This window comes from Brevundimonas sp. Leaf363, from assembly GCF_001424025.1.
Lineage (GTDB): Bacteria > Pseudomonadota > Alphaproteobacteria > Caulobacterales > Caulobacteraceae > Brevundimonas.
This window is the reverse complement of sequence record NZ_LMPZ01000004.1, coordinates 26,063-49,966: the sequence shown is the minus strand read 5'-3', so window position 1 is coordinate 49,966 and position 23,904 is coordinate 26,063. Positions and strand designations below refer to the sequence as shown.

The following is a 23,904-nucleotide window of genomic DNA, read 5'->3' as shown; positions in this document are numbered from 1 at the left end:
TCGACCGCATCATAGGTGGAGGGGCCCGATGAGGACCTACGCTGACGACGCGGCGCGTTTGGTTCAGATTTCATAGCGATAGCCCCCGTCGGAACGCTCGCCTATCTGGAGGAAGCGGTCAAATGGACAGCACCTCGCGCCCTCCAGGACGAGTGCGCCCGCTTCGCGCCATTAGCAGGCATTGGCCGAGCGCCGAAGACCGGATATTGAGCAGGTCCGCTCCTACGTCGCCGTCTCACATGCGCGGCTGAAATCAGGCGAACGAAAATCTCCGGTTATTTAGATGACGGATCGACCGAGATCGTTTTGAGTACCTGCTTGTCGATGCCTGAGCCAATGATGATCTGCCAGCGCGTGAAGCCCGCTGATTCTTCGCCAACCTGAGGCAAGGTGTCAGCAAGCGTCACCAGCGAGACGCCTCCGCGCCATCCTTCGGCCTTTGCAGCGATGCTTAGCCTGCTTCCGGATCGGATCATCGATCCCAGCCGAACATCATTGTAGCCGGTGTCCTATACGCTCGTTTCGTCAACCTCCACCAAGACGTCCTGAACAATCAGGCCTCGCCAGTGGTGCGCGTGTTCCGCGCTAAAGAAAGCAAAGGCATGAGCATCATCGATGGCGATTCAGACCGCAAATGATTGGCTTTCAATCGTGCCTATAATGAACGGCTTCTCATGAGGTCCGCGCGGCAGCAACAGTGATAGCGGCTTGGCGTGAGCGAGGGTGCCGACGGCGAACTGACTGGGCGTGAGCATCTAGTAGCGGGCTCGCTGTAATGGTTCGATCAACATAGACCAGTAAAGTTCGGCCGCGCCCTCCTGGCTGAGCTTCTGGTCGGTCTGTCGCCCTATCATCGCCATGCCCATACTCGTCAGATACAAGGCCTGATCGTCGGCATGAACGGTCAGGGACTCGTTCATCGAACTGCTCTGGGTGGTCTGGCCGGCAACATACGCGATGCCGCTGTGGCCGAAGCTACTGCCGCCGATGTAGACGGTGGCGCGGGCAACGTCTTTTCCGTCCTTGTACACCGTTGCGAAGAAGCGGTTCGCATCAACCCTGCGAAACGCCCCTTCCAATCCGGGATTGCGGGCAGCGAGCTCGGCCAGCGAGTTTTCAAAGAACTTCGCCAGATACTCGAACGTCTCGATCTGAAACTGGTCCTTGTCCCGCTGTGTGAACGTCTTGGCGACGCGCAGATTACTCGACCGTGGCCCGCTAGGGGCCGGGGTCGGAACGTAGGGGTGTGGGCTTGGTATCGCCGCCTGCGGAGGTGCCGCTTGGCTGCCACTAGCGCGCCCGGCGGCCTCGCGCACCGCCTGAGCCACCTGCAAGAACGCCTCATCGATGTCAGGCCATTGCGAGATCGGCTTGCCGTCGCGAGGCGTTGCCCTAAGCGCGCCGAACGGCGAGTGCTGCCAGTCACAGGCGCGGAGGATGACGGGAATGACGATCGCTTCGCCGGAAGCATGCCGGTCCAAGGCCCGCTTCATCTCGACATCGTAGCAGTAATCGGAGGCGAGAAAATCGGCGCTCACCAGCAGCAATATAATGTCCGCCGTATTGATATGATCGTCGATCACCTGATGGACGTTTTCGCCGGCACCAATGCGTCTGTCATGCCAAGTGTCGATGACGTTCTGACGTTTGAGCATGGCGAGCTGCTTTTCCAGCTGGTCCCGAAGCGCTTCGTCAGCGTGCGAGTATGAGAAAAAGACAGTCGGCACCCAAACACCTCTATGGTTATGCGCTTAATCTGATGCGCTTTTTTCCGCAGGCAAGGCCCGGTCATCCCGGCAATAGCCGCTATCCACAGGCGGGCGCTCGTTCTTCTTCCTGAATAACGCCTTGGTTGCCATGTAACTGACTAGCCCAACTGCAATGAGTGGGGAGTTTTGGATCAAGGCGAGGTCTCAGCCCGACAGCAGACATTCTCGAAGTCAGCTCAGAGCCCATTGCAGACGTTAGGCGCGCGCGTCGGTCGATGTCCGCTATGGGCTCAAAGCGGAGGCTCGAAAGGTCCGCTCATGGCCGATGATCTTTGTCATTTGAGCACGAAGACATGTGCACGAGTCATGGCCTAGCCGTCGATCGGCCTTCAAGGCGATCCACGCCGACAAGTGTTAGCGGCGCCCAATAAGTCGGGCTTTCAAAACCGGGCGTCTGGCTCAGTTCGATCATCGATGCGCGCAAAGCCTGAGCCCTAGACCCGTTGGGGTCCGTATTAGAAATTTGAACCGCACGAGTGGTTAGGCGCGCCGCGGCCTCGTCATCGACCCTCCAATGGGAGACAAGCAATGTATCGGCCCCGGCATAGAAGAAGGCCCGCGCCAAGCCCGTCAGCCCCTCTCCCACCTCGCCGCCGCCCGCAGCCGTGTTGCAGGCGGAGAGAATCACCCAATCGGCACGCAGGCTGAGACCAGAGGCTTCGGAGGCGGTGAGCAAGCCGTCATCGGCAAACGCTTCTGAGGACGTCTTCGCCACGGGCGGACTCAGGGCCAATGCCGGCTCCGCCAAGGTTCCGGCAAGGTCGCCTGTAAGGAGGCCATGAGTGGCGAAGGCGATAACGCGGGCCCGGCCGAGGTCGCCGGCCGCGTTGAGCCGCATGAGCTGGAACTCTGTGGCGTCAGCGCCGAGCCAGAGGGCACCACTGTCCACGTCGTCGACTCCGAAGGCTGCAGCCAGGCGGTGAAGCTCTTCGGCTGTTCCGGGCAGCGGGGCCAGCTTTCGCACCGCGTCAACGTCGGCCTGCGACCCCCGAAAATAGGCCGCCGCCTGCCCAGGTTGGGCTGAACCACCAAAGTCGGGGGCGCCAAACCCAATAAACGGCGTCGAAGTCTGGGCCGTCGGACGCTTCAAGGTGCGCAGAGTGCGAAGGGTCGCGACCTCAGGAACGATGGACAGGGCGCGTTGCAGCCCCAGCCACGCTTGAGGCCTGCCTGAGACCGCTGGTGACGATACCTTCGCGGTCGAGAGGGCGGCAAAAGGAAGAGAGACAAGCTCGCCTTGTGGAACCAGGATCCATTCGGGCTTGTCGGCGATCAAGGCGGCGACCGCCGGATCGCCGAACAGCGCAGCGTAGAGGGTGGACGAAGCTGCAAGGTCCACGCCTGAAGCTGGCGTCGCGCCTTCAGAATCAAGGCTCGACCGCAGGGCTTGAACGGCGGAGTGCAGGGCTGCACGCTCGAGAGAAATCTCCGCCCAAGCATACCCTTGCCGGGTGACTGCGAAAACCAACCCCTTCTGAGCCACCTGTGCCATTCGCTCGTCGAGCGGGGCGAGGAGGATGAGAGCCTCATCATCACCCAAAAGCGCGGGCTCATCCGATGAACCCGTGGCCACGGCCTGGAGCGGCACGGGCTGAGGCGCGATCAGCTCCATATACCTAGGTTGGGTCTGGATCAGTTCTCTCTGCGTGTCCTCGATCAGGCGGCTCAAGGCGGCGCGCCGATCGTCGCCATCGAAGACTGTGACTGGCGCTTGTATGCTGGCGAGGGCTTCGGATCGCCGGCGGTCAATCCCTGCGCGTTCCTCAATGGCCCCTTGCCAGGCGCGGGCAAGCGCCTGGCCTGCTGGGTCAAGACTTGCGCGCGCCGTGGAGTTCGCGAGCGCGCGCCCTGTGATCGACGTTGAGGCATCTTGAAGCGCTGAGAAAGCCTCACCGGCCAAGGCCTCGTCTGGGGCCGCTTGGTTGACCTTGAAAGCGGCTTTAGAGAAGAGCGAGGCCGAAAGTGCGGTCCATCGCCCGCGTTGAAGCTGCGCCCTTTGCCCCATCGACCGACTTTCTCGCCAGCCCAGTTCGCGGCTGCCGTCCAGAGCGATCCGCGCCGGCGCGAGCGCGAGGTTTGGAGAGCCATCGACAAGATACAGCATCGAAAGCATTTGAGCGCTTTCGGCTGTCTCGGGGTGGGCGTCGCCAAGGAACTGGCGGCGGATCTGCAAGGATCTGGTGAATAGGGGCTCTAGCCCAGACAGCCGGCCTTGCCTGACCCAGTTAACCCCCAATCGCGCCATGCTATCCGCGGTTAGAAGATTGTCGATGCCGAAGGTCGCTTCATTGATCGCCAAGGCGCGCGCATGAAGAGAGTTTGCCTCCGCCAAGCGGTCTTGTAGGTCCAGATTGTTAGCAAGAAAGCGCAACGCTATGGCGACCGAGGGATGGTCGGGGCCCCAGGTGCTTTCTGATATCTCTAGGGCCCGCCGGTGCAGCCCCTCTGCTTCGACGTAGAATCCTTGGATCTCCAGGGCTCCGCCGAGATTGGTCAAGGTCCGAAATCGGAGCTCTGGCGTCTCAAACGCACTACCCTCGATCGTGGCGAGCGCGCGGCGTTGCAAGTCCACCATCTCGCCCCCGAGCCCCAAGCAGTTGAGGTTCTGAGCGAAGTTGTTGAGGAGGATCGCATCCCACTGCGAGATGGGGCCGGCCGGCCGGGACTGCACGAGTTCGCGCAGAAGGCTGTCAGCCTCGGCACATTTCCCTTGGTCCGCCAGGATGTTGGCAAGGGCGATTTTCGAGACCCGAATATCCGCGTCATTGCGTGCCGGCGCTGCTTCCAGGTTCTCCAGCTGCAGTCGAGCGAGCGGCTCGGCTTCTGAGAAGCGGCCGAGGGACCGCAGAGTTGAAGCGAGTTGACCAGCGCTTAGGCCGGTCAAGGGATGTCTCGGTCCGGCCATCGCCTCCAGAGTTTCGTATGCGGCGCGTGCCAACGGCTCGGCCTCGCCCCATCGCCCGGCCGCATCGAGCGCGGCCAGCCGAGCCCTCACTTCGACGAGCTTCCCGGCAAAGTCGATCCCTAAGGTCTGGCCAGGCGCGGTGGCGCTACGAACGCGCTCTACGTAGATCTGAGCGTCACTCATGCGACCTTGCTGGGCCAGGGCATAGGCGACGACCGCCAGTAGGGGCGCAAAGTCGGTGTCATGGGGACCGAGAAGCGTCTCTAGATGGCCCAGCACCCTCCGACCATATTGCTCCAGGCCGGTCCAGTTTCCTGCGGCTGCGAATTCCGCGGCTCGCGAAATGAAATAGGCTCCGAATTCCTGCGATGTCGCGGCCGGGGCTGTTGTTCCGTTTGCTTGTCGTGCGACTGCGAGGCTGGCTTGCGCGCTGATGGTCAGCGACGCGACAACGCCAAGCCCGGCGCGCAACCACGAAGACCATCGACGATGAGACGTCCTTTGGCCTTTCACGACGCTAGGGGCCTCCTGCATCACTGTGCGGCGCTCTGATCCAGATAGGCCGCTACGGCTTCAGCCTGTTGTAAGCACCCTGCATTGATGAGGGCCGACAACATCGCGGGGCCCGTCGTTGTGGGGACTGTTACGAAGCGGAAGCTCGTGGTCCGAAATCCGGATCCCGCCTCGGCGACCACCACATCGGTCGTGGTGGGCTCTGGCAGCAGCCGGCCTGGCCATGGCACCTCTTGGGCGTCAACCGCAAAGGCGACCGTCGTGGCGGAACCTCCCAGAACGGCCAAGGTAAAGGTCTGTCGGCGGTGGGCGTTGGCGCGCCACAAGATCGCGGATCCGCTCGCCGCAACGCATTGCGGGCCGCGTGCCTCGACATCGATCGGCGGAAGGGCGTCAAGCGACCGCAGCACTGGGACCGGCGGTGGCGGCGGCGCGTCGTCGCCGCGCACCCCGCCGATGGCGTCGTACCGCATACGGCTACGATCGAACATCGCCGCAAGACGTCCTAGGAAGCTGGCCTCCAAAACCTGGCGACTGCGTGCAGCCGATAACGGCCCCGCGTAGGGTCCTTCGATGCGAACGCGGCGCCGATCGGGGTAGATCGCCAACAGAGTCTCGCCGCGGCGAACCTGAACCTGTCCGTCAGCCTGTGGGATCCGCCATACGATCGGGTTTGGGCCCTCCGGATTGAGGACCGCCTGGATGTAGGTGGGCTCGGCTGCTCCCGTTTGCGCTCGAGGAGCAGGGGCAGGGGATGCGGCCGTTGGAACCAGCGCGAGCGTCGTCGCAAAGGCGAGGACTGAGATCATGAGATGAGGCCTCCGACATGCCGCGCGGCGTGGACAAGTCCCCGGCGTTCCCAGGTCACACGTCCACTGTTCAAGACAAAGCCAACAAGAACCGCGAAGGCGACCGCGTCGCCGGGAACGATGAAGCGGGTGAGTTTGAAGGCCAGAATATCGATTCCGATCAGCGCCCACGTCAAAACGAACATCACCCGCCCGCTTCTGTCTCGGGTCGCCGGCGCGACCGCCAAGATCGATCCGGCCAAGGCGGCCAACGTCAATAGGATGGCCTCGCCGACCGGCCCCAGTTCGAAACGGCGACGCCCATCGAGAAGCTGCTCAACGGCCTGACCGTGAATAAACACCCCCGGCGTAGAGTCTCCGCCGCCCTCCAACTCTGACAAGGGCGTCTTATGGCGATCGACCTCGTCGAACACGCCTCCAATCAAGACGACGTGGCCTTGGAGGGAGGGCCCAAGGCGTCCGGTGACGTCGTTCATGAGCTCGCTGGCCTTGAGCGGCTGAAACGTTGGTTCGGCCTTGCTGACCGGTAAGAGCCAGTCGATCCGCAGCGGTCGGGTGCGTTGGCAATGCGGCGAATCGTGAAGCGTTGGAGTTTGGTCTGCGGCGGCCACCATCTCGGCGAAGCTGCATCGGCCCCCAAGGGAGGGAGGCAGGTGGCGGATGACGCCGTCCACTGGATCGCCGAGGTTCAAATAGCCGGACGGACGATGGGTTCGCTGCAGCGCCGTTGCGCCAAAGTCGGGCGATCGATCCTGGGAGGGCGCGCCGTGTTGGAAGCCGAGAACCACGGGTGAGGCGAGCTCTCGAACGGTAGTAAGAAAGCGCGCGTCCTTGGCCGGTTCGGTCGGACGATCAAACAGAACGTCGATGCCGATGACGGCCGGCCGGAAACTTGAGATCCGGCTCACGAGCTCGGCCATATAGGCCCGGTCGATGGGTGACAGGTAGGGAAGGCCGCTCAGAGAGGCCTCGTCGATTTCCACAACGACCACTCTCTCGTCGTCGATCGTTGCGCGCTCCGAGAACAGAGCTGTGCGCCAGTCCGAAATCCAAGGCTCAACATTGACGAACTGCGGCGTGAGGTAAAGGAGGCTCAGCGTCAGGACCCCGCCCACCAGACCGAGGCCGAGGGTCAGAAGGTGTGATTTTGAGACCTTCGCGAGCCGCCTCACTTAGGTGACGTCCGATCAGGAATAGCGACGGGCGTCGCGCGGCGAAAGGGCACCCCCTTCACAGTGATCTCCATTCCCGCTCTCGCTTCCAAACGCCTTTTAACCCCGCGCGAGATTGGACCGGCGTAACTGCGATCTCCAAAGGATTTCTTCGTTGTGTCGGGCTGTCTTCGACGCCAAGGGGCGGGCCTTGGCGGCGCTTTCAGAACCTTGGCAGGGAGACGCCGTTCAGCCAGAGCCTCGTGGGGCCACTGGAACCGGATGATCTATCGAACTGAGCGCGCTGCAGATCAGTTCGCGATCTGCGGAATCGCACAGAACGACCTTTTCAATCACTAGCTATCATGAGCTGGCCGACCGATTTAGTTGGGCCTAGATATTGACTCGCCCAGACGAGAATGACCGCTTTCAGGCAGTGATCCAATGTCCGCCTTTGGCGCGAAGCGGCCGCCGCGCTCACGCGCCAGTCGTATGCGGCGCCGCACGCACAGTCGCGGTTCGCGCCGCTCAGATAATCAGCGTGTCTCGGTCAAACGGCGTGCCTCGGTAGTCCCCGCCCGCGGATACGACTTCAGGCTCTGGCTCGTAATAGGCCACATCATCTTTGATCCGCACGGGCAGGCTCCCGTCGAGCTCTGACAGCCGGGCTTCAAAGTCGGCGCAGGTCATTCGAGCTGAGCCGAGACCGCGGATGAAGGCCGTCGACTGCTGGGGATCGTAGCTCATGTTGTCGACCGGTAGGTCGCACACCTCGACGTGCGGACACTGGCTGAACATGCCGTCGTCATAAGCGACGACAGGCATATCCCGGGGCAGGGCGCGCAATACCTGAATGAGTTCGGCAACGTTCATACTCGACACGCTAGCACACGCGCCGCGACGCGCAGCCAGTTGTAGGCAGATCAGCCACTGTGAAGAGCTGCCGCAGCCAACTCCCCGATCGAGCGAATGGCGAAATAGGCTGAGGCGCAGGTCGTCACCACCATGACGACGAGCAGCAACCAGTCGAACAATCCCGGGCGTCGCCGCTCTTGCATAGCCGCGCCTCAGACCCCGCCGGGGCCCGCAGCGGCCTGCGCCTTCTCAGCCACCGGGTAGGCCTTCGCAAGCCACGCGCTGACATCTGCCCCCGAGCAGAGACCCTCCTTCTCAATGAGCAGGGTCGCCACGTCTCCACCAGCGCAGACCACAATCGGGTGTTCGTCTTCCACAATCTCTTTGTAGGGCTGATCGCCGAGGTAGCTGGTCGTGACGAGGATGCCGAACTGGCGGTGGCGCAGGCGCGAGATCAGTCGCGACATCACCTCAACGCCCAGGCCTGATGTGGGCTTGTAGCACTTGGCCTCCACGGCGAAATCGACCAGCACGCGGTTGCTGGCTTGTCCGATCCGATATTGGCCGACGGCGTCACGGCCGCCATCGCGGCTCGGCCGGCTTACGTCAATCCTGACGACGTTCGGCTCCATCAGACGCACGACGTAAGCCGCGAAATGCTCGAACGCGTGGGGATCGACCTTGAAGTGGGCGTGCACCGCTTCAGCGATCTCGCGCTGGCGTGCATCACCCAGCTGCTGCGCCTTTGACCGTGTTCGGCTGACCTTCTCAGCCTGAAGTGGCTTGGGCTTGCCGGTCTTCACCCATTGACGCCACACCGCTGGGCAAGCCGGCCCGTCGGTGACGCCCTGCAGCAGTTCAGCCAGCCAGGCCCGCGGGACAAGGTTGAGCGCCAGGATGGTGAAGGTCGCCCGGTAGTTTTGGAAACGCTGGCCTTCAACAGACTTCCAGATCGCCACGAGGTCGCTTGACGCATCCAGGTGCGCGGCGCCGGGCACAGCCAATCCTTTGAAGACTGCGTCTCTCCCGTCCCCTTTGGCGAACACCAAGAATGGCGCGACCTGCCGGCGCTCAGCCTCTCCGCCATGAGCGAGCTCAAAGGCGCGGCGCAGGATCTGATTGCCGCCGCGGCCCGACTTGCGGTCGTGAAGCTCGTAGCCTGGTTTGCGGTTGTCCCCGTAGTAGGTGAACAGCCCAGTCTCTTCGTCCAGCGCGTCGGGCCAGTCGGCCTCGGTGAGCGTGCTGTAGAGCACCACCAGCTTCGGCGCGGCGTTCGGACCGCAGAAGCGGAAGCCGCCTTGGTTGCCCGTGCCGGTGAGCTTCGAAAGCGGTTCGCCAGCGACGTTCTTGAGGGCGCGATCCGCCTCATAGGTCGCGTCGATGACGAGGTCCGCTGTCGCCAGCTCAGAGAACGAATATCGCTTCATCGCGTCAGCCTAAGCGGTCGCCAAAGCACGCGCCACAGCGGCTCCTCGATTGCCCTGCGAAATCGACACGCGTATTTGCTGGGGAGCTCTTGAGGAAAATCCATGACCGACGAACTAAACGACGCCACTGCCGACGCCCGCGACGGGACGATTGAACTTGTCAGCGCCTATGTGTCGAACAGCAACACCCGTATCAGCGCCGAAGAACTTCAAAGCCTGATACGCGATACGTTCGCTACGCTATCGACCCTCGAGGTGGATACGCGCGAATCGGAGACCCCTGAGGCCTCAAGCGCCGAGCCGAAGTCAAAGGCCGAGATCCGCAAGTCGATCGGCGCCGATGCGCTCATCAGCTTTGAAGACAACCGGCCCTACAAGAGCCTGAAGCGGCATCTGGGAACGAGGGGGCTGACGCCTGAGGACTATCGCGCCAAGTGGGGTCTGCCAGCGGACTATCCGATGGTTCACCCGACCTACAGCGCCAAGCGCTCAGAGCTCGCTCGTTCGATCGGCTTGGGGTCGAAGGGGAGGGGAGGTCAGCCGGCCGCCGCCGCGCCGACGAAGAAGGCTCGGGCCAAAAAGGATGCTCCGGCGTCCTGAAGGCTCAACTGGGGCGGGGCTTTTTCACCGCTCCAACGCGGCCGGAGGAACCTAACGGAAACCGCGGTAATCGCGCGCCTCTGCTGGGCGCCATACGCTAGAGCCAGGGGAACCTCTCTCCAAAGATTGCGAAGATGAGTTCGAAACGCACCGCTATCCTTGTTCTTGGCATGCATAGGTCGGGCACTTCGCCTCTGACCTGGCTGCTTGGACAAGTCGGCGCTGCCTTACCAAATGACCCACTCCCGCCGCAGCGGGATAATCCCATGGGGTTCTGGGAGAGCACTGCACTCGTCGCAGAGCACAATCGCTTTCTTCGCAAAGCTCGCTCGTCGTGGTCCGACGCTCGGGTGCTGGATGTCTCCCGCCTGAGGCCAGGGGAGCTGGCGGAAACTAAAACGAAGACCGGCGAGATCATCCAAAGCGCTTGGGGCGAAGCGTCACTCTTGGTGATCAAGGATCCGCGCATTTGTCGCTTCGCACCCTTCTTCGTCGAGACGCTCAATGGGCTGGAGATCGAGACAAAAGTCGTTCTCGCCCTGCGTTCGCCTCAGAGCGTCATCGCATCGCTGCAAGCGAGAGAGGGGATGGGCGCCGACTACGGCAGATTACTTTGGCTGCGTCACATGATTGCAGCCGAACAAGCAAGCCGCGGTTTACCGCGTATTGCCGTCGACTATGACAACCTGATCGAAGATTGGCGGAGCGCTATCCCGGCGTTGTCGGACATCATCGGCGTAGCGTGGTCGCCAGACGACAGCCAGCAGAAGTCGATCGATGCTTTCCTGAAGCCGCAGCTACGTCATCACACGACGATAGCCGATGCCACTCGTGGGCCTCTGCACAACACGGTTGACCGTGTTTGGAGAGGGCTGAGCGCCTTGACGGCTGAGGATGATTTCGAAGCCAGGCGCGAGCTGTCGCGAGCGTACGATCGGTTCGAGGAAAAGCCGTGGCTGGACGGCGATACCGTACACTCGGAAATGCGCCGACTGCTTGCCAAGGCTCGAGCGGGCTGGAAGTCGGATGACAGGGCAGGCGATGGCTCGCTCGGCGTACACGCGATTGTCCCACTGAGCCCTGCAGGTCCCCAGTCTTCTGCTTATATCCGGCTGGTGCAACCTCTGACCGATCCGGAGGCGGAGAGCCGGGTACGATTGTCAGTCGACGGCTGGACCGGCAGCTTACCTGATTGCGACGTCTGCATCGTTCAGCGCGCGGCGCTACCGGATGAGAATGCGGCGGGGGCCCTCTTGGCAACGCTTGAGCGGCGAGACGTGCCTTTGGTGGTCGACCTCGACGATGACTTCAACGCAATGAGTTCTGGGCAGGTTGAGGCGGGCGGTTATTCCGATCGTCTGGCCGCTCTCGATTTGCTGCTCGCCGCATCTCGAGAAGTATGGTTCTCGAGCCATACCTTGGCCGCTACACGACCGTCGGTGGATGATCGCGCGTTGGTCCTGCCCAACACAATCGATCCCCGGCTATGGCGTGACTGGAGGCGCCACTCGACGCCAGACGCGCACACCCGGACCAGCTTCCTCTACATGGGCACCGGCACCCACGCAGAGGACTTCGCAGTGATCCGACCACACCTGGAGGGGCTGTGGCTGGAGCGCGAAGGGCAGTTCGACGTGACCGTGATCGGAGTTGCCACCGAGATTGAGCCTGCGCCCTGGCTAACCCACATCCAGCCACCGCCGGAAAGTCGAGCTTACCCAAAATTTGTGGCGTGGCTGCGTGAGCAAGGACCCTTCGACATAGGCCTCGCGCCGCTGGCCAACACCGCTTTCAACAACGCCAAATCGGACATCAAACTTTTAGATTATTCGGCCCTAGGACTGGGCTCTTTGGTGTCTGACTGCCCCGCCTACCAAGCCGATCCGGTATTCCGTTCGGCCCTTGTCGGAGATTGGCCGAAGTCACTTCGCGAGGCGTTGGACCAACCGCAGGTACGGCGGAACCAAGCTGCAGTCGCTGCCGCGCATACGTGGCTGAATCGCACGGTGTCATTCACTGCTGTCAAAATGCTTGAACGGTTGGAAGCGCTGACCTCGCGGACCCAGACGTCGAGCGCCAGGCTCTCGCTGTCCGGGGGGTGATCATAGGCCGTGAGCGTCCGCGGATCCGGCTCGCGCTAGACGAACAACATGACTCACCGGTCCGGTTCGTCTCCAAGCTGCGCAAAACATCTGCAGCGTCAGAAGCGGACAACTGGAATCGTCGAAGGGTTGGTCGGACTCCGCGACCACGACTCACTGCGCGGGGATAGCGCCAATTTTCGGGAATCCTTTTGCGGTCGACGCGAGACACGAATATCTCCGAGTGGGATTGCTTGATGCGGAGATAGAGCGTGGACCTAAAAGCTCTCTATGAGGACTGCCCGCGCCTCGAACCCGACTATGTTCGCGAGGTGCTAAACCTGACCGGCGATGTGGCGGACAAAGTCGATCGCATTACTGGCGGCATCCATGAAGACGAGGCGGCTCTGGTCGATCGCGTGACGCGGGCGGTCTCGCCGGTCGTTTCACTGGAAATTGGCCTCGGGTACGGCTTTTCGGCAATGGCTATCTGCGAAGCCTCCGCCAGCGGTAAAGATCGCAGACACGTGATCATCGACCCCCACCAGTCAACCTACTGGAAGGGCAAGGGCATCGAACACCTCCGACAGGCAGGCTTCGGCGACATCATCGAGCTCGTGGAAGATGTGTCCTACCGCGCGCTCCCCAGGTTGGAGCAGGCGGGCCTGGTCGTCGATCTCGCCTTTATCGACGGCTGGCACACGATGGACTTTGTGATGGTCGACTTCTTCTACGTCGACAAGCTTTTGCGCGGCGGCGGCGTAGTCATCTTCGATGATGCGGACTGGCCCTCGATCCGGCCGGTGATCCGCTACGCGATTACCAATCTCGGCTACACCATCGAGGCGACCCTCCCGGAGAAGAGGGCACGCGATCCTTTCGATATCGCCCTGGGTGTCGAGGGTTCCTGCATTGCGCTGCGCAAGCCGGCGGAGCCGCTTCAGCGGGAGATTTTCCACCACCGCGAGATTTGGGGATCGTCATGACGGTCCGGATTGCTGACGTCGTCGATACGCCGCTCAAGCTGGTGTCGAACGAACGCGGTCACCTCATGGAAGTGCAGCGCGCTGACGATCCAAACTTCCCTGGCTTCGGACAGGCTTATGTCACGCAGAGCTTAGCGGGGGTCGTAAAGGCTTGGTACCGGCACAGATCCCAAGTCGATCAGCTCTGCGTGGTCACAGGCCTTGTCAAACTGGTGCTGTTCGACGATCGCCGGGGCAGCCTCTCTGAGGGTCTTATCGATGAGATTTTAATGGGGGAGGCGTCTCCCCGGCTGGTCCAGATACCCCCAATGGTCTGGCATGGCTTCCAAGCCATAGGCGATCACTCTGCCTTCCTTCTCCACCTCAACGATCGTCCCTTTTCGGCCGCAGAACCCGACGAGGAGCGGCGGCCCGCCGACGATCCTTATGTTCCCTATCGTTGGTGATCGGTGTCTTTTACTCTGACACTCTGGACCAATGAGCCAGACAAGGCGGCCTGGGCCGACGCAGCAGGTATCGACCGCATTGGCCTGGACCTCGAGACGCTAGGCAAAGCCGACCGGCAGCGGGGCCTGCCGACTTGGCTATCGCCCCACGTAGTCCAAGACTTCGATAAGATCCGACCCCACGTAACGCGAGCCGAGCTGTTTGCACGCTGCAACCCGTTTCACCCGGTGCTGGCTAGTGAGATCGAGACCTTGTTGGCGCAGGGCGTGAAGGCATTGATGCTTCCAAATTTCACGACTGCCGCCGAAGTCGAGGCCTGCCTCGAAGCCATCGGCGGCCGAGCAGTGTTGACGCCGCTCATTGAACGCAGGGCGGCTGCGGCGGTGATCCCGGAACTTGCAAGCCTCGGCATACGCGACGTGCACGTCGGCCTGAACGACCTGTCGATCGATCTTGGATATCGAAACCGTCTGGCGGTGCTGCTCGACCCGCTCATGCACCGGGTGTGTGATGCCGCGATGACGGCCGGCCTTAAGATCGGCGTGGGAGGGCTGGGGCGCGTGGACGACGATGACCTGCCCACGCCCAGCGACCTCGTTTATGCTCAACACGCGCGTCTGGGATCGTCCGGCGCTCTTTTGGCGCGCTCCTTTTTCTCACGGGAAATGTCCGCCCAAAGTTTCAACGACGAAATTGCGCGCATGCGGCAACGGCTCGCGCACTGGGCTGGCGCCTCAGCCGCTGATATTCAGACTGCAACCGTGCAGTTGGCTCAGAGCGTAGGCTTCCCGACCACATGATCGTTCATCTCCACACCGTTTGCTGGAACGAGCGCGAGATGCTGGAGCATTTTTTCCGGCACTACGACTGGGTGGATCGGTTCTTCATCCTCGACGATAGCTCGACCGACGGCAGCCGGGAGTATCTAGAGAGCCGGGACGACGTCGAGGTGAAGACGCTGGTTAAGGCCAACCCCGACTCCTGGGTGGATTCAGCCCGCCAGATTTATAATAGTTGCTGGAAAGCCAGCCGAGGCTTGGCTGACTGGGTCGTGATCACCAACATCGACGAGCATCTCTATCACCCGGACATGCGTGCATACCTGGCGCGCGCCAGCCAAAACGGGGTCACGGCGATTCCCGCGCTCGGCTATCAGATGATCTGCGATAGCAAGCCAAATCTGCAGAGCCTTCTTAGCCGCGATCACCGGATGGGATGCCCTTGGCGCAACATGGGGCGCCTGGCGATTTTCAACCCAGCGGAAATCGAGGAGACAAATTTCAAGCAGGGTCGTCATCGCGCGGATTTCACCGGGCACGTCGTTCTTCCCGCGGCCGACGACGTGATCAACCTACACTACAAGTATATGGGCGAAGCCGAGACACATGCGCGCCACCGAGCGCAAGGCGAGCGCCTCGGTGACATCGATCGGGAGCGTGGTTGGGGGCACAAGTACGGATGGGACGCAGCCGCCCTCAGCGACGACTTCGCCAAGTTCCGACGCGGGGCCGTCGACGTCTTAACGGTCGAGCACGCGTCGGAGTATAATGAACCGCGCTGGTGGCGTGAGCGCACTTGGCCAACCAAGGGCACCGGATGAGGTTCAAAGCTGGGCCACGTTGACGAGGATGCCAGCTGGTCCACGGCCGGTCGGCGGAGATCGTCGAGCGAGTTCAGGCCGAACAGCGAGGCGTAGCTGTAGCTCTTGGCCTTCAGCGACTTTTGCGCCCGCCCTGCCCAGGTAGCGGCGCACGCATACGTCTTGCCGACGCCCCACTTCCCCTTGATGCACAGCACCTCCGCCGTCTCGCTGGAGGAAGCGGCGAATTTCCTTAATCGCGAGGTCGGTCGACATGGGCCTGTTCGGGGGTTTGCCCGCTATTCGCCCAAGTCACAATGAACGCCGGTCGCCGGCGTGGTTCTTTTGATATGAACCCATACGTCTGACCGGAATTTCCGGCTTTCGGCGGCGGTCTTATGTCTGCTCGTGGCGCGAAGCAGACGTCCCTGACCCCTTCGCGCCTAAGCGGCATTTCCGGAAGCGGGCCTGCTGAACGTCCGCAATGGGCTATACTGTTGAAAAAGTCCGCGAGCCTGCTGTGATCGGCCTTTCTGGCCCGATCTGGCACCGCTGCGAAAAAATAAGCTATTGATTTCGTTGGGGCGGGATTTCGCGACCAGCACGCGTTTTGCGCCGTTTTAGCGGTCACCGGACTTTTTCAACAGTATCGGCTCTCAGCAGACCTTCAGAGCGTCTGCTCTCAGGGGCTTAGCCAACTTGGCCGGCATGCGTCGTCAGACGCCGCGCTGCTGCCCGGCAACTCCCCCTGGAACTAGGTTTGATCGTTTGAACCGTAGAGCTTGATAAGAGTTTGATGGCAGCCCAGTCAGACGAAGTGCAGCCGAAAGCCATATGAGTTCCTCCTCCGCAGACGGATCACCCAAAGCAGAAAGAGATGCCGAACGCATCGCGGGCGAAGTCTTGGGATTGGAAAGCTCAAACGATCCTTTCGTCGCCGCCGTAAGGGCGACTCGAATGCCGATGATCATCACCGATCCGCGGCAAGACGATAACCCGGTCGTGTTCGCCAACGACTCCTTCTGTCGCCTCACAGGCTACGAGCGCTCCGAAATCCTTGGTCGGAACTGCCGCTTCCTACAGGGGCCTGAGACCGACCCGGAGACCATCCAGCGAATTCACGACGCGGTCGCGGCGGTTGAACCGATCGAGATCGATATTCGCAATCATCGCAAGGACGGCGAACCGTTCTGGAACCGCCTGCTTCTCGCGCCGGTGTTCGACGCCGACGGCAGGCTGGCATACTTTTTCGCAAGTCAGGTCGATGTCACCCTTGAACGCGAGCGACTCGAAGATCTGCAGTCCGACAACGTGGCTTTGGCCGCAGAGCTGACCGCACGGTCCCATGTCGATCGCGAACGTGAGCGGGAACTGGACCTCGCCATGCGGGCGGGCGGCTTGGGGGCCTGGAGCGTCGATGTCCGCAGCCGGACTTTAGTGGCGTCAGAAGCCTACAAAACCTTGATGGGCTGGCCGATCGATCAGGTCTTCACCTACGAGGACCGGCAGAAGCTCATTCATCCGGACGATCGCGAGGCTGTTCGGGCCCAGAGCGACGCGACGATCAGCCGGGGCGCAGACTACCATATCAACCACCGGGTCATCACCCCAACCGGATCGACCCGCTGGATGGAGGCCCGCGGGATTCTGATCCATGACGCGGAGGGAAAACCCCTTCGCATCGCGGGTGTGACGACGGATATCACCAACAGGGTTCGCGCCGAGCGTCTGCGATCAGCGCTGATGGAACTGGCCGACGCGCTTCGCGACATCGCTGATCCGGACGAGCTTACCCACGCCGCCTGCGAAATTGCGGGCAGGACTCTCGAGGTCGATCGTGTGGGTGTTGGCTCTGTCGATCGGTTGACCGAAACCATCACCATTCAAAGAGACTGGAATTCGCCTGGAACCAAGAGCCTAGCCGGTGTGCTAAATTTTCGTGATTACGGCAGCTACATCGAGGACCTGAAGCGCGGTGAAACCGTCGTGTTCGAGGATGCTCGTCTCGATCCGCGGACTCGCGAGACGGCAACGGCGCTGGAGGCAATTTCTGCTTTGGCGGTGGTCAATATGCCGCTGCGCGACCAAGGCGAGACCGTCGCGCTCTTCTATGCCAACAACGCTGCCCCGCGGGTCTGGCTCGATGACGAACTCCAGTTCATGCGTGACGTCGGTGAGCGCACCCTGGCCGCGCGTGAGCGTCGACGCGCCGAGCGGCATCTCGCAAAGCTCGCCGAGTCTCTGGAGCGCACCGTCGAGCAAAGGACGGCTGAGCTAATGGCGAGCGAGGCCGCGCTTCGCCAAGCCCAGAAGATGGAGGCGGTCGGGCAACTCACTGGAGGCCTTGCCCATGACTTCAACAATCTGCTGACCGCCATTTCCGGAAGCCTGGAGATGGTGGTGAAGCGGATTGCCGACGGCCGCGTCGAAGAAACCAAGAGATTCGTCGACGTCGCCCAGACGGCGACCGAGCGAGCCACGGCCCTGACCCATCGTCTCCTGGCCTTCTCACGGCGTCAGACCCTCGAGCCGAAGGCGACGGATGTCCGGGCGCTGTCGCAAGGGATGGAAGACCTGATCCAGAGAACGGTCGGACCCGCCATCAGGCTGGAAACGATCGCGGCCGATCGGCCTTGGCCCGTGCTCATTGATCCTAGTCAGCTTGAGAACGCCCTGCTGAATCTCTGCATCAACGCCAGAGACGCCATGCCCGACGGCGGAGACCTGACGCTCTCGATCAGCAACGTCGCCATCGCCGACGAAACGGTGCTGGGCCCGGAATGTGAGCTTGGCGATTACGTTCGGCTCTGCGTCAGCGACAAGGGCGTCGGGATGTCGGAGGAGACGATCGCCCGCGCATTCGATCCCTTCTTCACAACTAAGCCGCTCGGGCAGGGGACCGGGCTCGGGCTTTCGATGATCTACGGCTTCGTGAGGCAGTCGGGCGGGCAGGTCAGCATCACCTCCCGACTTGGCGAGGGCACGAGCGTCTGTATTCACCTTCCCCGGCACCGTGGCGTTGTCGCGACCGAGACCGAGTTGGAGGCCGATGAGCAACCTCAGCAGCAGGCCCGTCGGGCCATGGTGGTCATCGTCGACGACGAGGCTCCCATCCGAATGCTGGCAGCCGAAGCCTTGGCCGAGGCCGGCTACGACTTTGTCGCGGCGGAGGACGGACGCTCAGGGCTTGCGCTGCTCAAAGCCACGCCTTCAGCAGAGTTGCTGATCACGGACGTCGGACTGCCTGGCGGGATGAACGGCAGGCAGCTGGCCGACGCCGCCCGAGCCGCGAGACCGGACCTCAAGGTGCTGTTCATCACCGGCTACGCCGAAAGCGCGGTGTTGACCGGGGGCGATCTCGAAGAGGGCATGTACATCATGACCAAGCCGTTCGAGCTCAAGGCTCTGGCGAGGCGTGTCGCGTCCATTCTCGGCGGCGGCTCCTAGCCTGCTGTTGGCTTGGCGTCCGGGCATCCAGGACGTCGCGACGGGGCGGGCCGGTAGCTCAGGGGTGACCACGAGACCCAAGTCCGTGCGCGATATGGCTGCGACGTCGCCCGCAAATCTTTCCAGCCGATGGGAAATAGCCGTTGTTCGAGAGAAATGTCCGGAACCGGACGCGAGGTGATGCGATAACGACCCACATGGCCTCTCCAACGGGCCCGGATGCAGCGGATGGGTCCATACACGCTTTCGGTTTTTCGCAGGGGCGAGCCTGCGCCGACTGAAACGGCTCATGCCGCCCGCGCGGTGGATGTTCTAAGGCTGATCAAGGAACTGCGGGAGCGTCACTCGGACTGCCATCGTATCCGCGTCTCCATGGTGAACACTCCGCTGTTTGCCGTCGATTGCAACGGCGAGACGGTCGACGACTAACGGGCTCCAGTTGCGCTGAGCAGGCTTGGCCGGCTTGCGACCTCCACTGTCGGAGGCGGCATGATCATCTGGCGCTCCACGCTCAAACGACGGCTGTAGCAGTCGGGGGATGCAAACGGGCCAGTCGGCGCTTGCAGAGGTCCTAGCTTCGCGAATGGCATGGCGAGCAAATACTGCTCAGCTTGCAAACGCGGTTCACAGGGATTTGGATGTCGATATCAGGCAATCGTGACAGGCCATCGTCATGACCTTCTTCTGTTATATCGAGTCCGACATCTTGACGGTCCCCCATATGGAGCCTCTTGAAGCCGAGTCCGTGGATGAAGCGAAGAGTGAAGCCGAGCGGCTTCTTTACGCACACGCAAGCGGTTACGCGGCGCACGTCTTCAAAGAGGAGGAGCGACTTTTGACGATACGCCGTCCGACGGCTCGCCAGGACACTCGCCACTAGCCGCATGTTCCGCAGCATCGGTTTCTAACCATTTGCAGTCCCGACGAGCGTTCACGCCGCAGGGAACGTCGATCGCGATGCACCGCAGAGGGATCTTTTCCCTAGGTGACGACCGTTTGAGTGAGGGTCACCCGGTCACCGCCGGCCCGTCGCCGTTCGAGCCGCGATCTTCGCCGTATCGGACGCCATGCTCCAGCTGTCGATTTTGGGAGCACGGGGCCGAGCCGTGAGGAAACCAGCATGCCCCGGAAGAATGACAACACTGAACGATGGGGCTGCCCGGGAGCGAGCCGCGAAGACCGTTCGAAACCGAGGCCGGATCCCTTCGTCAAGGATGCGGACGTCCCCGATCATCTCTCGCCAAGGAGTGAGGTCTCCTCAGGCGGCGAGAGGGATATTCACCAAGGCCGATCCCCGCAGGCGAAAGGCGCCCGTCAGGCGACCAGCGAAGAAAAGCGCCACGAACGCGACAATCGGCAATAGGCGCGGTTCACAGAGTCGGCCGATGCCCCCAGCCGCAAACCTTGCGGCCGCAGAGGCTCGGCCCGCGATCAAATCTCCACGCCATAGACGCGGACCTCATCGCACAGCTGGGTCTCAGCCGGTCTGGACCGCTGCGGCTCCTGGCGTCACCGGAGCCAGTTCCGCCGCCTGAGACTTGGCGAGCGGTGCGTCGACCACAACAGACCCGTCATCCTCGATCTGCTTGATCGACAAAATGGACTCGCCGGCTGCCATCAAGGGCGCCGCGGCGTCCCCGGCCTGGACGTCGGTTTCCGACATCACGTGGACCTGGCGAGCCGAACCGCCGTCCTGCCCCAGCCCGACCCTGTAAAGCCGCAGGCTCATGTGCCGGTCCCGAAGCCATCGGCACCGCCCGCACCGGCTGCGCCTTCGCCGCCGGTGGCGGGGCGTTGGGGCGTCTGGCCGGGTTGATCCGCGCCGCCCTGATTAGGGCGACGAACGCCGGCCCCGGTGTCGTCGTCCGGTCCGTTCTCGTCGGGCCGGGGCGTATTGGTGTCGGTCATGGCGACTCTCCTCTGCTCCTGAAAGAAAGCCGGCGAACCGATGCGGGTTCCAGTGTTGGCGAGCAGACGAAGAAACCACGACGGACCTTGAGCATTGAGGGCAAGGACCACGGAGGGATCGATGAAACGCTATGCCTACGCCTGGATCACCTTAGGCTTCTTCGCCATCTCCATGATCGGACACTGGCTGTTCGGCTGGTTCACCTTCGTCGATGACGCTCGCGAGCACGGCCAGGCCGTCGAACTGACGCCCTATCTGATGATGATGGGCCGGGACACCTTCGAGAACTGGCAGTCCGAGTTCCTGCAGCTGCTGTGGCAGGTCGTCGGCCTGGCCTACTTCCTCTACGTCGGCTCGCCCGCGTCCAAGGAGAACGACGACCGCACCGAGGCCAAGCTGGACGCCCTTCTGCAACTGGTCGGCAAGGAGAGAGGGGAGGCCATCATCCGCGAGATCGACGAGACACACGAGCGGCGCGGCGGGCACGCCAAGATCCATGTGGACCCGCCGTTCAATGCTTAGGGTGTCGGCTTCCGAGGCGACGACGCCGATCAATCCGCCTCCCGCGCGGGGCCCTCGCAACGGCGATCTGCCCGCGTACGTCGGCAACGGACTGATCGGGCTGCGCGTGCGCGAACAGCCGCTGCAGGCCGGCATGATGATCGTCAGCGGCTTCGCAGGAGAGCATCCGGAACGCCGGATCGAAGCGGCCGCTCCGGCGCCGTATCCTCTGGCCGGTGATCTCGCCCTCAACAATGTCTGGCTCAGCGACCAGCCGTCGGTGGTGTCGAACCTGGTGCAAGCCTATGACTTCGCCACCGGGGAGTTGACCAGCGCTTTCCGGTACGAGGCGGGGGGCGTTATCGCCGAGGTCGAGGTCCTGACCTTCGCCAGTCGATCGGCCCCCTCAATCGTGTTGCAGGAGACCAGCGTACGCGTTGATCAACCCTGTGAGCTCGCCCTGCGCGCCGTGGTCGAGATGGGCGGTTTGCGAGGACGAGTGATCCGGCGCCGGACCGACACCCCCGGAGAGCCGGAGCCGGTCTGTGACGGCTCGATCCTCTGGGAGTCGGAGGGCGGGCTAAGCACCTGCGGCTCCGCCCTGGCGACGGAACTGACGGGCGAGGAGGCGGAACGCTCGGTGCAGACCTGGGACGTCTCAGGACCGCTGCGCACGGAGTACAGGCTCCGCGCTCGAGCCGACCGCACGGTGAAGCTCCGCCAGCTGGTCGCCATCCTGCCGTCGGTTCTGCACGACAGGCCCGACGAAGAAGCCGTCCGTCGCGTAGCCCGCGCCAAGGCAAGCGGGTTCGAAACGCTGCGCCGGCGTAATCGCGAGGCGTGGGCCGAAATCTGGAAGGGCCGGATCGTCGTGCATGGGGCGGAGCCCGAACACCAGGCGATGATCGACGCGGCGGTCTTCTACCTGAACTGCTCGACCCATAAGGCGTCGCCGTCGGCGACTTCGATCTTCGGTCTCGCGACCTGGCATGACTACAACTACTATTTTGGCCATGTGATGTGGGACGTGGACGCCTTCTGTGTCCCCCCGCTGCTCTTCTTCCAATCTGATGCGGCGCGCGCCATCCTCGACTTTCGCACCCGGGGGCTGCCCGCGGCCCGGTCGATCGCCCGGCTGTCCGGGCGCGACGGAGTTCAGTTTCCGTGGGAGGCTGCGCCTCTGTCGGGGCAGGAGGCCTCGCCCGGAGGCGGCGACGGCGCGGCCCACGAGGATCACGGCTCCCTTCACACGGCGCGCGCCTTCGGACTCTACGCCGACGTCACCGGCGACGAGGCTTTCCTGAGAGAAGACGCCTGGCCGGTGCTGTCGGGTGTCGCGGACTGGATCGTCAGTCGCACGACGCGGACGAAGCGCGGGCTGGAGATTCTGCGCGCCACAGGGCCGGCCGAGGTCCCTGAGCCGCCCGACAATGACGCCTTCACAATCATGGCGGCCATCCAGGTTCTTCGTCGCGCCATCCGGGCGGCCGAACAGACGGGGCGGGCGGTTCCGCCGGAATGGGCGATAGCCGCTGAAGACCTTTATCTGCCGGTTCGGGCCGACGGGGTGATCGCCGCCCATGACGGCTTCCGGGTGTCCGAGCCGAAGGGGGCGACGCCGTCCCCCTTGGCGGGACTGTTTCCCTACGATCACCCCGCGTCGGAGCGGGAGCGACGCAACACCCTCGATTTCTATCTCAAGCACTGGGCCGAGTACGTGGGCGCGCCGATGTTCCCGGCGCTGTACACGACTTGGGCGGCGATGGCCGGGGACCGCGATCTGGCCCTGAAGCTCTTCGAGGAGGGTTACGCCGCCTATGATCAGGCGCGCTTTCACCAGTGCCTGGAGTATCGCCCCGATCATCCCGACAGTCAGGTGAAGGCCGGCCCCTTCTTCGCCAATCTCGGCGGCATGCTGTTGGGTCTGATGCTCGGCCTGACGGGGGTCGTCGTCGATGATGGCGATCCCGGGACCTGGCCGCGCCGTCCCGTCGTCCTGCCCAGGGGCTGGACCGCGATCGAGATCGGCCGGGTCTGGGTGAGGGGGCGTCCGATGCGCCTCGTGGCTCGTCACGGCGCGGACAGGGCCGAACTGACGCCGGCGGCCTGATCCGGAACCCGCTCGGCGACGGTCTGTTTTCCCAATCAGGAGAGCCAGATGACCCAGACCAAAGCACCGGCGGAAACCCCGCCCGCAAAAGGCAAGGCGACCGAAACAGCGCCAATGCCCTTGTCGCCGGAGGAAGCGCACCGCCTGGATTTGAAGACCGAGCGCGACGCCCGCAGACAGGCTGAGGTCGGCCAGATCGTGCGCGGTGACGGGGGCTAACCGGGCTTGGATCGCGTCCGGCATCGGACATTGGAACGCGGTCGCGATGAACGTTTTTTACAGGCTCACCTTCAACGTGGAGAGCCCAGATGGCTGAGAAAACCCTCGACAACCTGTTCTACGACACGCTCAAGGACATCTATTACGCCGAGCGGAAGATCGTGAAGTCGCTGCCCAAGATGGCGCGCGGCGCGAACTCGTCTGAGCTCAAGGCCGCCTTCGAAAAACACCGCGAAGAAACCGAGGGCCAGATCGAGCGCCTGCAGCAGGTGTTCGAGATCATCGGCAAGCGCGCCATGGGCAAGACCTGTGACGCCATCGAAGGCATTCTCGCCGAAGGCGACGAAATCCTCGAGGAATATGCGGGAACCGATGCGCTGGACGCCGGCCTGATCGCGGCGGCCCAGGCGGTCGAACACTATGAAATCACCCGTTACGGCACGCTCAAGCGCTGGGCGACCCTGCTTGGCTTCGAGGACGCGGCCGCGCTGCTCGATGAGACTCTGCAGCAGGAATCCGCGACGGACGAGAGCCTGACGGCCTTGGCCGACGCCGCCGCCAACGCCAGGGCCCAGGGCGCCGCGGCGGCCTGATCC

At 62.8% G+C, this 23,904-nt stretch carries 20 protein-coding genes; 11 read left to right on the top strand and 9 right to left on the bottom strand.

Annotation, left to right across the window (positions count from 1 at the left end; translation table 11 throughout):
* Positions 1-275 precede the first annotated feature (275 nt).
* The 7 genes from ASG17_RS15530 to ASG17_RS12795 all read right to left on the bottom strand — a co-directional run bounded on the left by ASG17_RS15530 (position 276) and on the right by ASG17_RS12795 (position 9,429).
* Positions 276-476, bottom strand: a complete 201-nt coding sequence (locus ASG17_RS15530) for a hypothetical protein (protein WP_156367867.1) — start codon at positions 474-476, stop codon at positions 276-278.
* 279 nt (positions 477-755) lie between these two features.
* Positions 756-1,727, bottom strand: coding sequence for a toll/interleukin-1 receptor domain-containing protein (locus ASG17_RS12820; RefSeq protein ID WP_056104541.1), 972 nt, complete (start codon positions 1,725-1,727; stop codon positions 756-758).
* A gap of 346 nt (positions 1,728-2,073) precedes the next feature.
* The gene (locus tag ASG17_RS12815) at positions 2,074-5,145 is read right to left on the bottom strand and encodes a CHAT domain-containing tetratricopeptide repeat protein (RefSeq protein WP_162238798.1); all 3,072 of its coding nucleotides are present in this window, start codon (positions 5,143-5,145) and stop codon (positions 2,074-2,076) included.
* A gap of 62 nt (positions 5,146-5,207) precedes the next feature.
* Positions 5,208-5,996 carry a hypothetical protein gene (locus ASG17_RS15525; RefSeq protein ID WP_156367866.1) on the bottom strand — a complete coding sequence of 263 codons (789 nt, stop codon included), beginning with the start codon at positions 5,994-5,996 and terminating at the stop codon, positions 5,208-5,210.
* A complete protein-coding gene (locus ASG17_RS12805) occupies positions 5,993-7,168 on the bottom strand; it encodes a CHASE2 domain-containing protein (RefSeq protein ID WP_056104532.1) in 1,176 nt (391 codons plus the stop codon). Before ASG17_RS12805 ends, ASG17_RS15525 begins: the two co-directional genes overlap by 4 nt.
* Before the next feature lie 507 nt (positions 7,169-7,675).
* Positions 7,676-8,020: a hypothetical protein gene (locus ASG17_RS12800; RefSeq protein ID WP_056104530.1), complete on the bottom strand. Its 345-nt coding sequence runs from the start codon at positions 8,018-8,020 to the stop codon at positions 7,676-7,678.
* 194 nt (positions 8,021-8,214) lie between these two features.
* Complete coding sequence (locus ASG17_RS12795) at positions 8,215-9,429, bottom strand: restriction endonuclease (RefSeq protein WP_056104528.1); 1,215 nt, start codon at positions 9,427-9,429, stop codon at positions 8,215-8,217.
* A gap of 102 nt (positions 9,430-9,531) precedes the next feature.
* On the opposite strand from ASG17_RS12795, the gene ASG17_RS12790 reads away from it, so the two are divergent.
* From ASG17_RS12790 to ASG17_RS12760, 7 genes are all read left to right on the top strand, one after another.
* Positions 9,532-10,029 carry a MucR family transcriptional regulator gene (locus ASG17_RS12790; RefSeq protein WP_056104525.1) on the top strand — a complete coding sequence of 166 codons (498 nt, stop codon included), beginning with the start codon at positions 9,532-9,534 and terminating at the stop codon, positions 10,027-10,029.
* A 266-nt stretch (positions 10,030-10,295) separates the two neighbouring features.
* Positions 10,296-12,131 carry a hypothetical protein gene (locus ASG17_RS12785; RefSeq protein WP_056104522.1) on the top strand — a complete coding sequence of 612 codons (1,836 nt, stop codon included), beginning with the start codon at positions 10,296-10,298 and terminating at the stop codon, positions 12,129-12,131.
* A gap of 251 nt (positions 12,132-12,382) precedes the next feature.
* Positions 12,383-13,096: a class I SAM-dependent methyltransferase gene (locus ASG17_RS12780; RefSeq protein ID WP_056104519.1), complete on the top strand. Its 714-nt coding sequence runs from the start codon at positions 12,383-12,385 to the stop codon at positions 13,094-13,096.
* On the top strand, positions 13,093-13,542 hold the full coding sequence (locus tag ASG17_RS12775; RefSeq protein ID WP_056104516.1) for a dTDP-4-dehydrorhamnose 3,5-epimerase family protein: 450 nt from the start codon (positions 13,093-13,095) through the stop codon (positions 13,540-13,542). Before ASG17_RS12780 ends, ASG17_RS12775 begins: the two co-directional genes overlap by 4 nt.
* A gap of 3 nt (positions 13,543-13,545) precedes the next feature.
* Positions 13,546-14,343, top strand: a complete 798-nt coding sequence (locus ASG17_RS12770) for a hypothetical protein (RefSeq protein ID WP_056104513.1) — start codon at positions 13,546-13,548, stop codon at positions 14,341-14,343.
* A complete protein-coding gene (locus tag ASG17_RS12765) occupies positions 14,340-15,143 on the top strand; it encodes a glycosyltransferase family 2 protein (RefSeq protein WP_056104510.1) in 804 nt (267 codons plus the stop codon). Before ASG17_RS12770 ends, ASG17_RS12765 begins: the two co-directional genes overlap by 4 nt.
* A gap of 813 nt (positions 15,144-15,956) precedes the next feature.
* Positions 15,957-18,569 (top strand): PAS domain-containing protein, encoded by a 2,613-nt coding sequence (locus ASG17_RS12760; protein WP_056104507.1) that lies wholly within the window; start codon positions 15,957-15,959, stop codon positions 18,567-18,569.
* A gap of 1,477 nt (positions 18,570-20,046) precedes the next feature.
* Here the strand turns inward: ASG17_RS12760 and ASG17_RS12750 are convergent.
* Together ASG17_RS12750 and ASG17_RS12745 are read right to left on the bottom strand one after the other, a co-directional pair.
* Complete coding sequence (locus ASG17_RS12750; RefSeq protein ID WP_235560454.1) at positions 20,047-20,298, bottom strand: hypothetical protein; 252 nt, start codon at positions 20,296-20,298, stop codon at positions 20,047-20,049.
* Positions 20,295-20,477, bottom strand: coding sequence for a hypothetical protein (locus ASG17_RS12745; RefSeq protein WP_056104502.1), 183 nt, complete (start codon positions 20,475-20,477; stop codon positions 20,295-20,297). Before ASG17_RS12745 ends, ASG17_RS12750 begins: the two co-directional genes overlap by 4 nt.
* A 121-nt stretch (positions 20,478-20,598) precedes the next feature.
* Between ASG17_RS12745 and ASG17_RS12740 the strand changes: the two genes are divergently transcribed.
* From ASG17_RS12740 to ASG17_RS12730, 4 genes are all read left to right on the top strand, one after another.
* On the top strand, positions 20,599-21,000 hold the full coding sequence (locus ASG17_RS12740; protein ID WP_056104499.1) for a DUF6766 family protein: 402 nt from the start codon (positions 20,599-20,601) through the stop codon (positions 20,998-21,000).
* A gap of 1 nt (position 21,001) precedes the next feature.
* The gene (locus tag ASG17_RS12735; protein WP_235560453.1) at positions 21,002-23,089 is read left to right on the top strand and encodes a glycoside hydrolase family 65 protein; all 2,088 of its coding nucleotides are present in this window, start codon (positions 21,002-21,004) and stop codon (positions 23,087-23,089) included.
* A gap of 48 nt (positions 23,090-23,137) precedes the next feature.
* Positions 23,138-23,308, top strand: a complete 171-nt coding sequence (locus ASG17_RS15515) for a hypothetical protein (protein WP_156367864.1) — start codon at positions 23,138-23,140, stop codon at positions 23,306-23,308.
* Positions 23,309-23,397: 89 nt separating this feature from the next.
* The gene (locus ASG17_RS12730) at positions 23,398-23,901 is read left to right on the top strand and encodes a ferritin-like domain-containing protein (RefSeq protein ID WP_056104493.1); all 504 of its coding nucleotides are present in this window, start codon (positions 23,398-23,400) and stop codon (positions 23,899-23,901) included.
* The last annotated feature ends 3 nt before the right edge of the window (positions 23,902-23,904 follow it).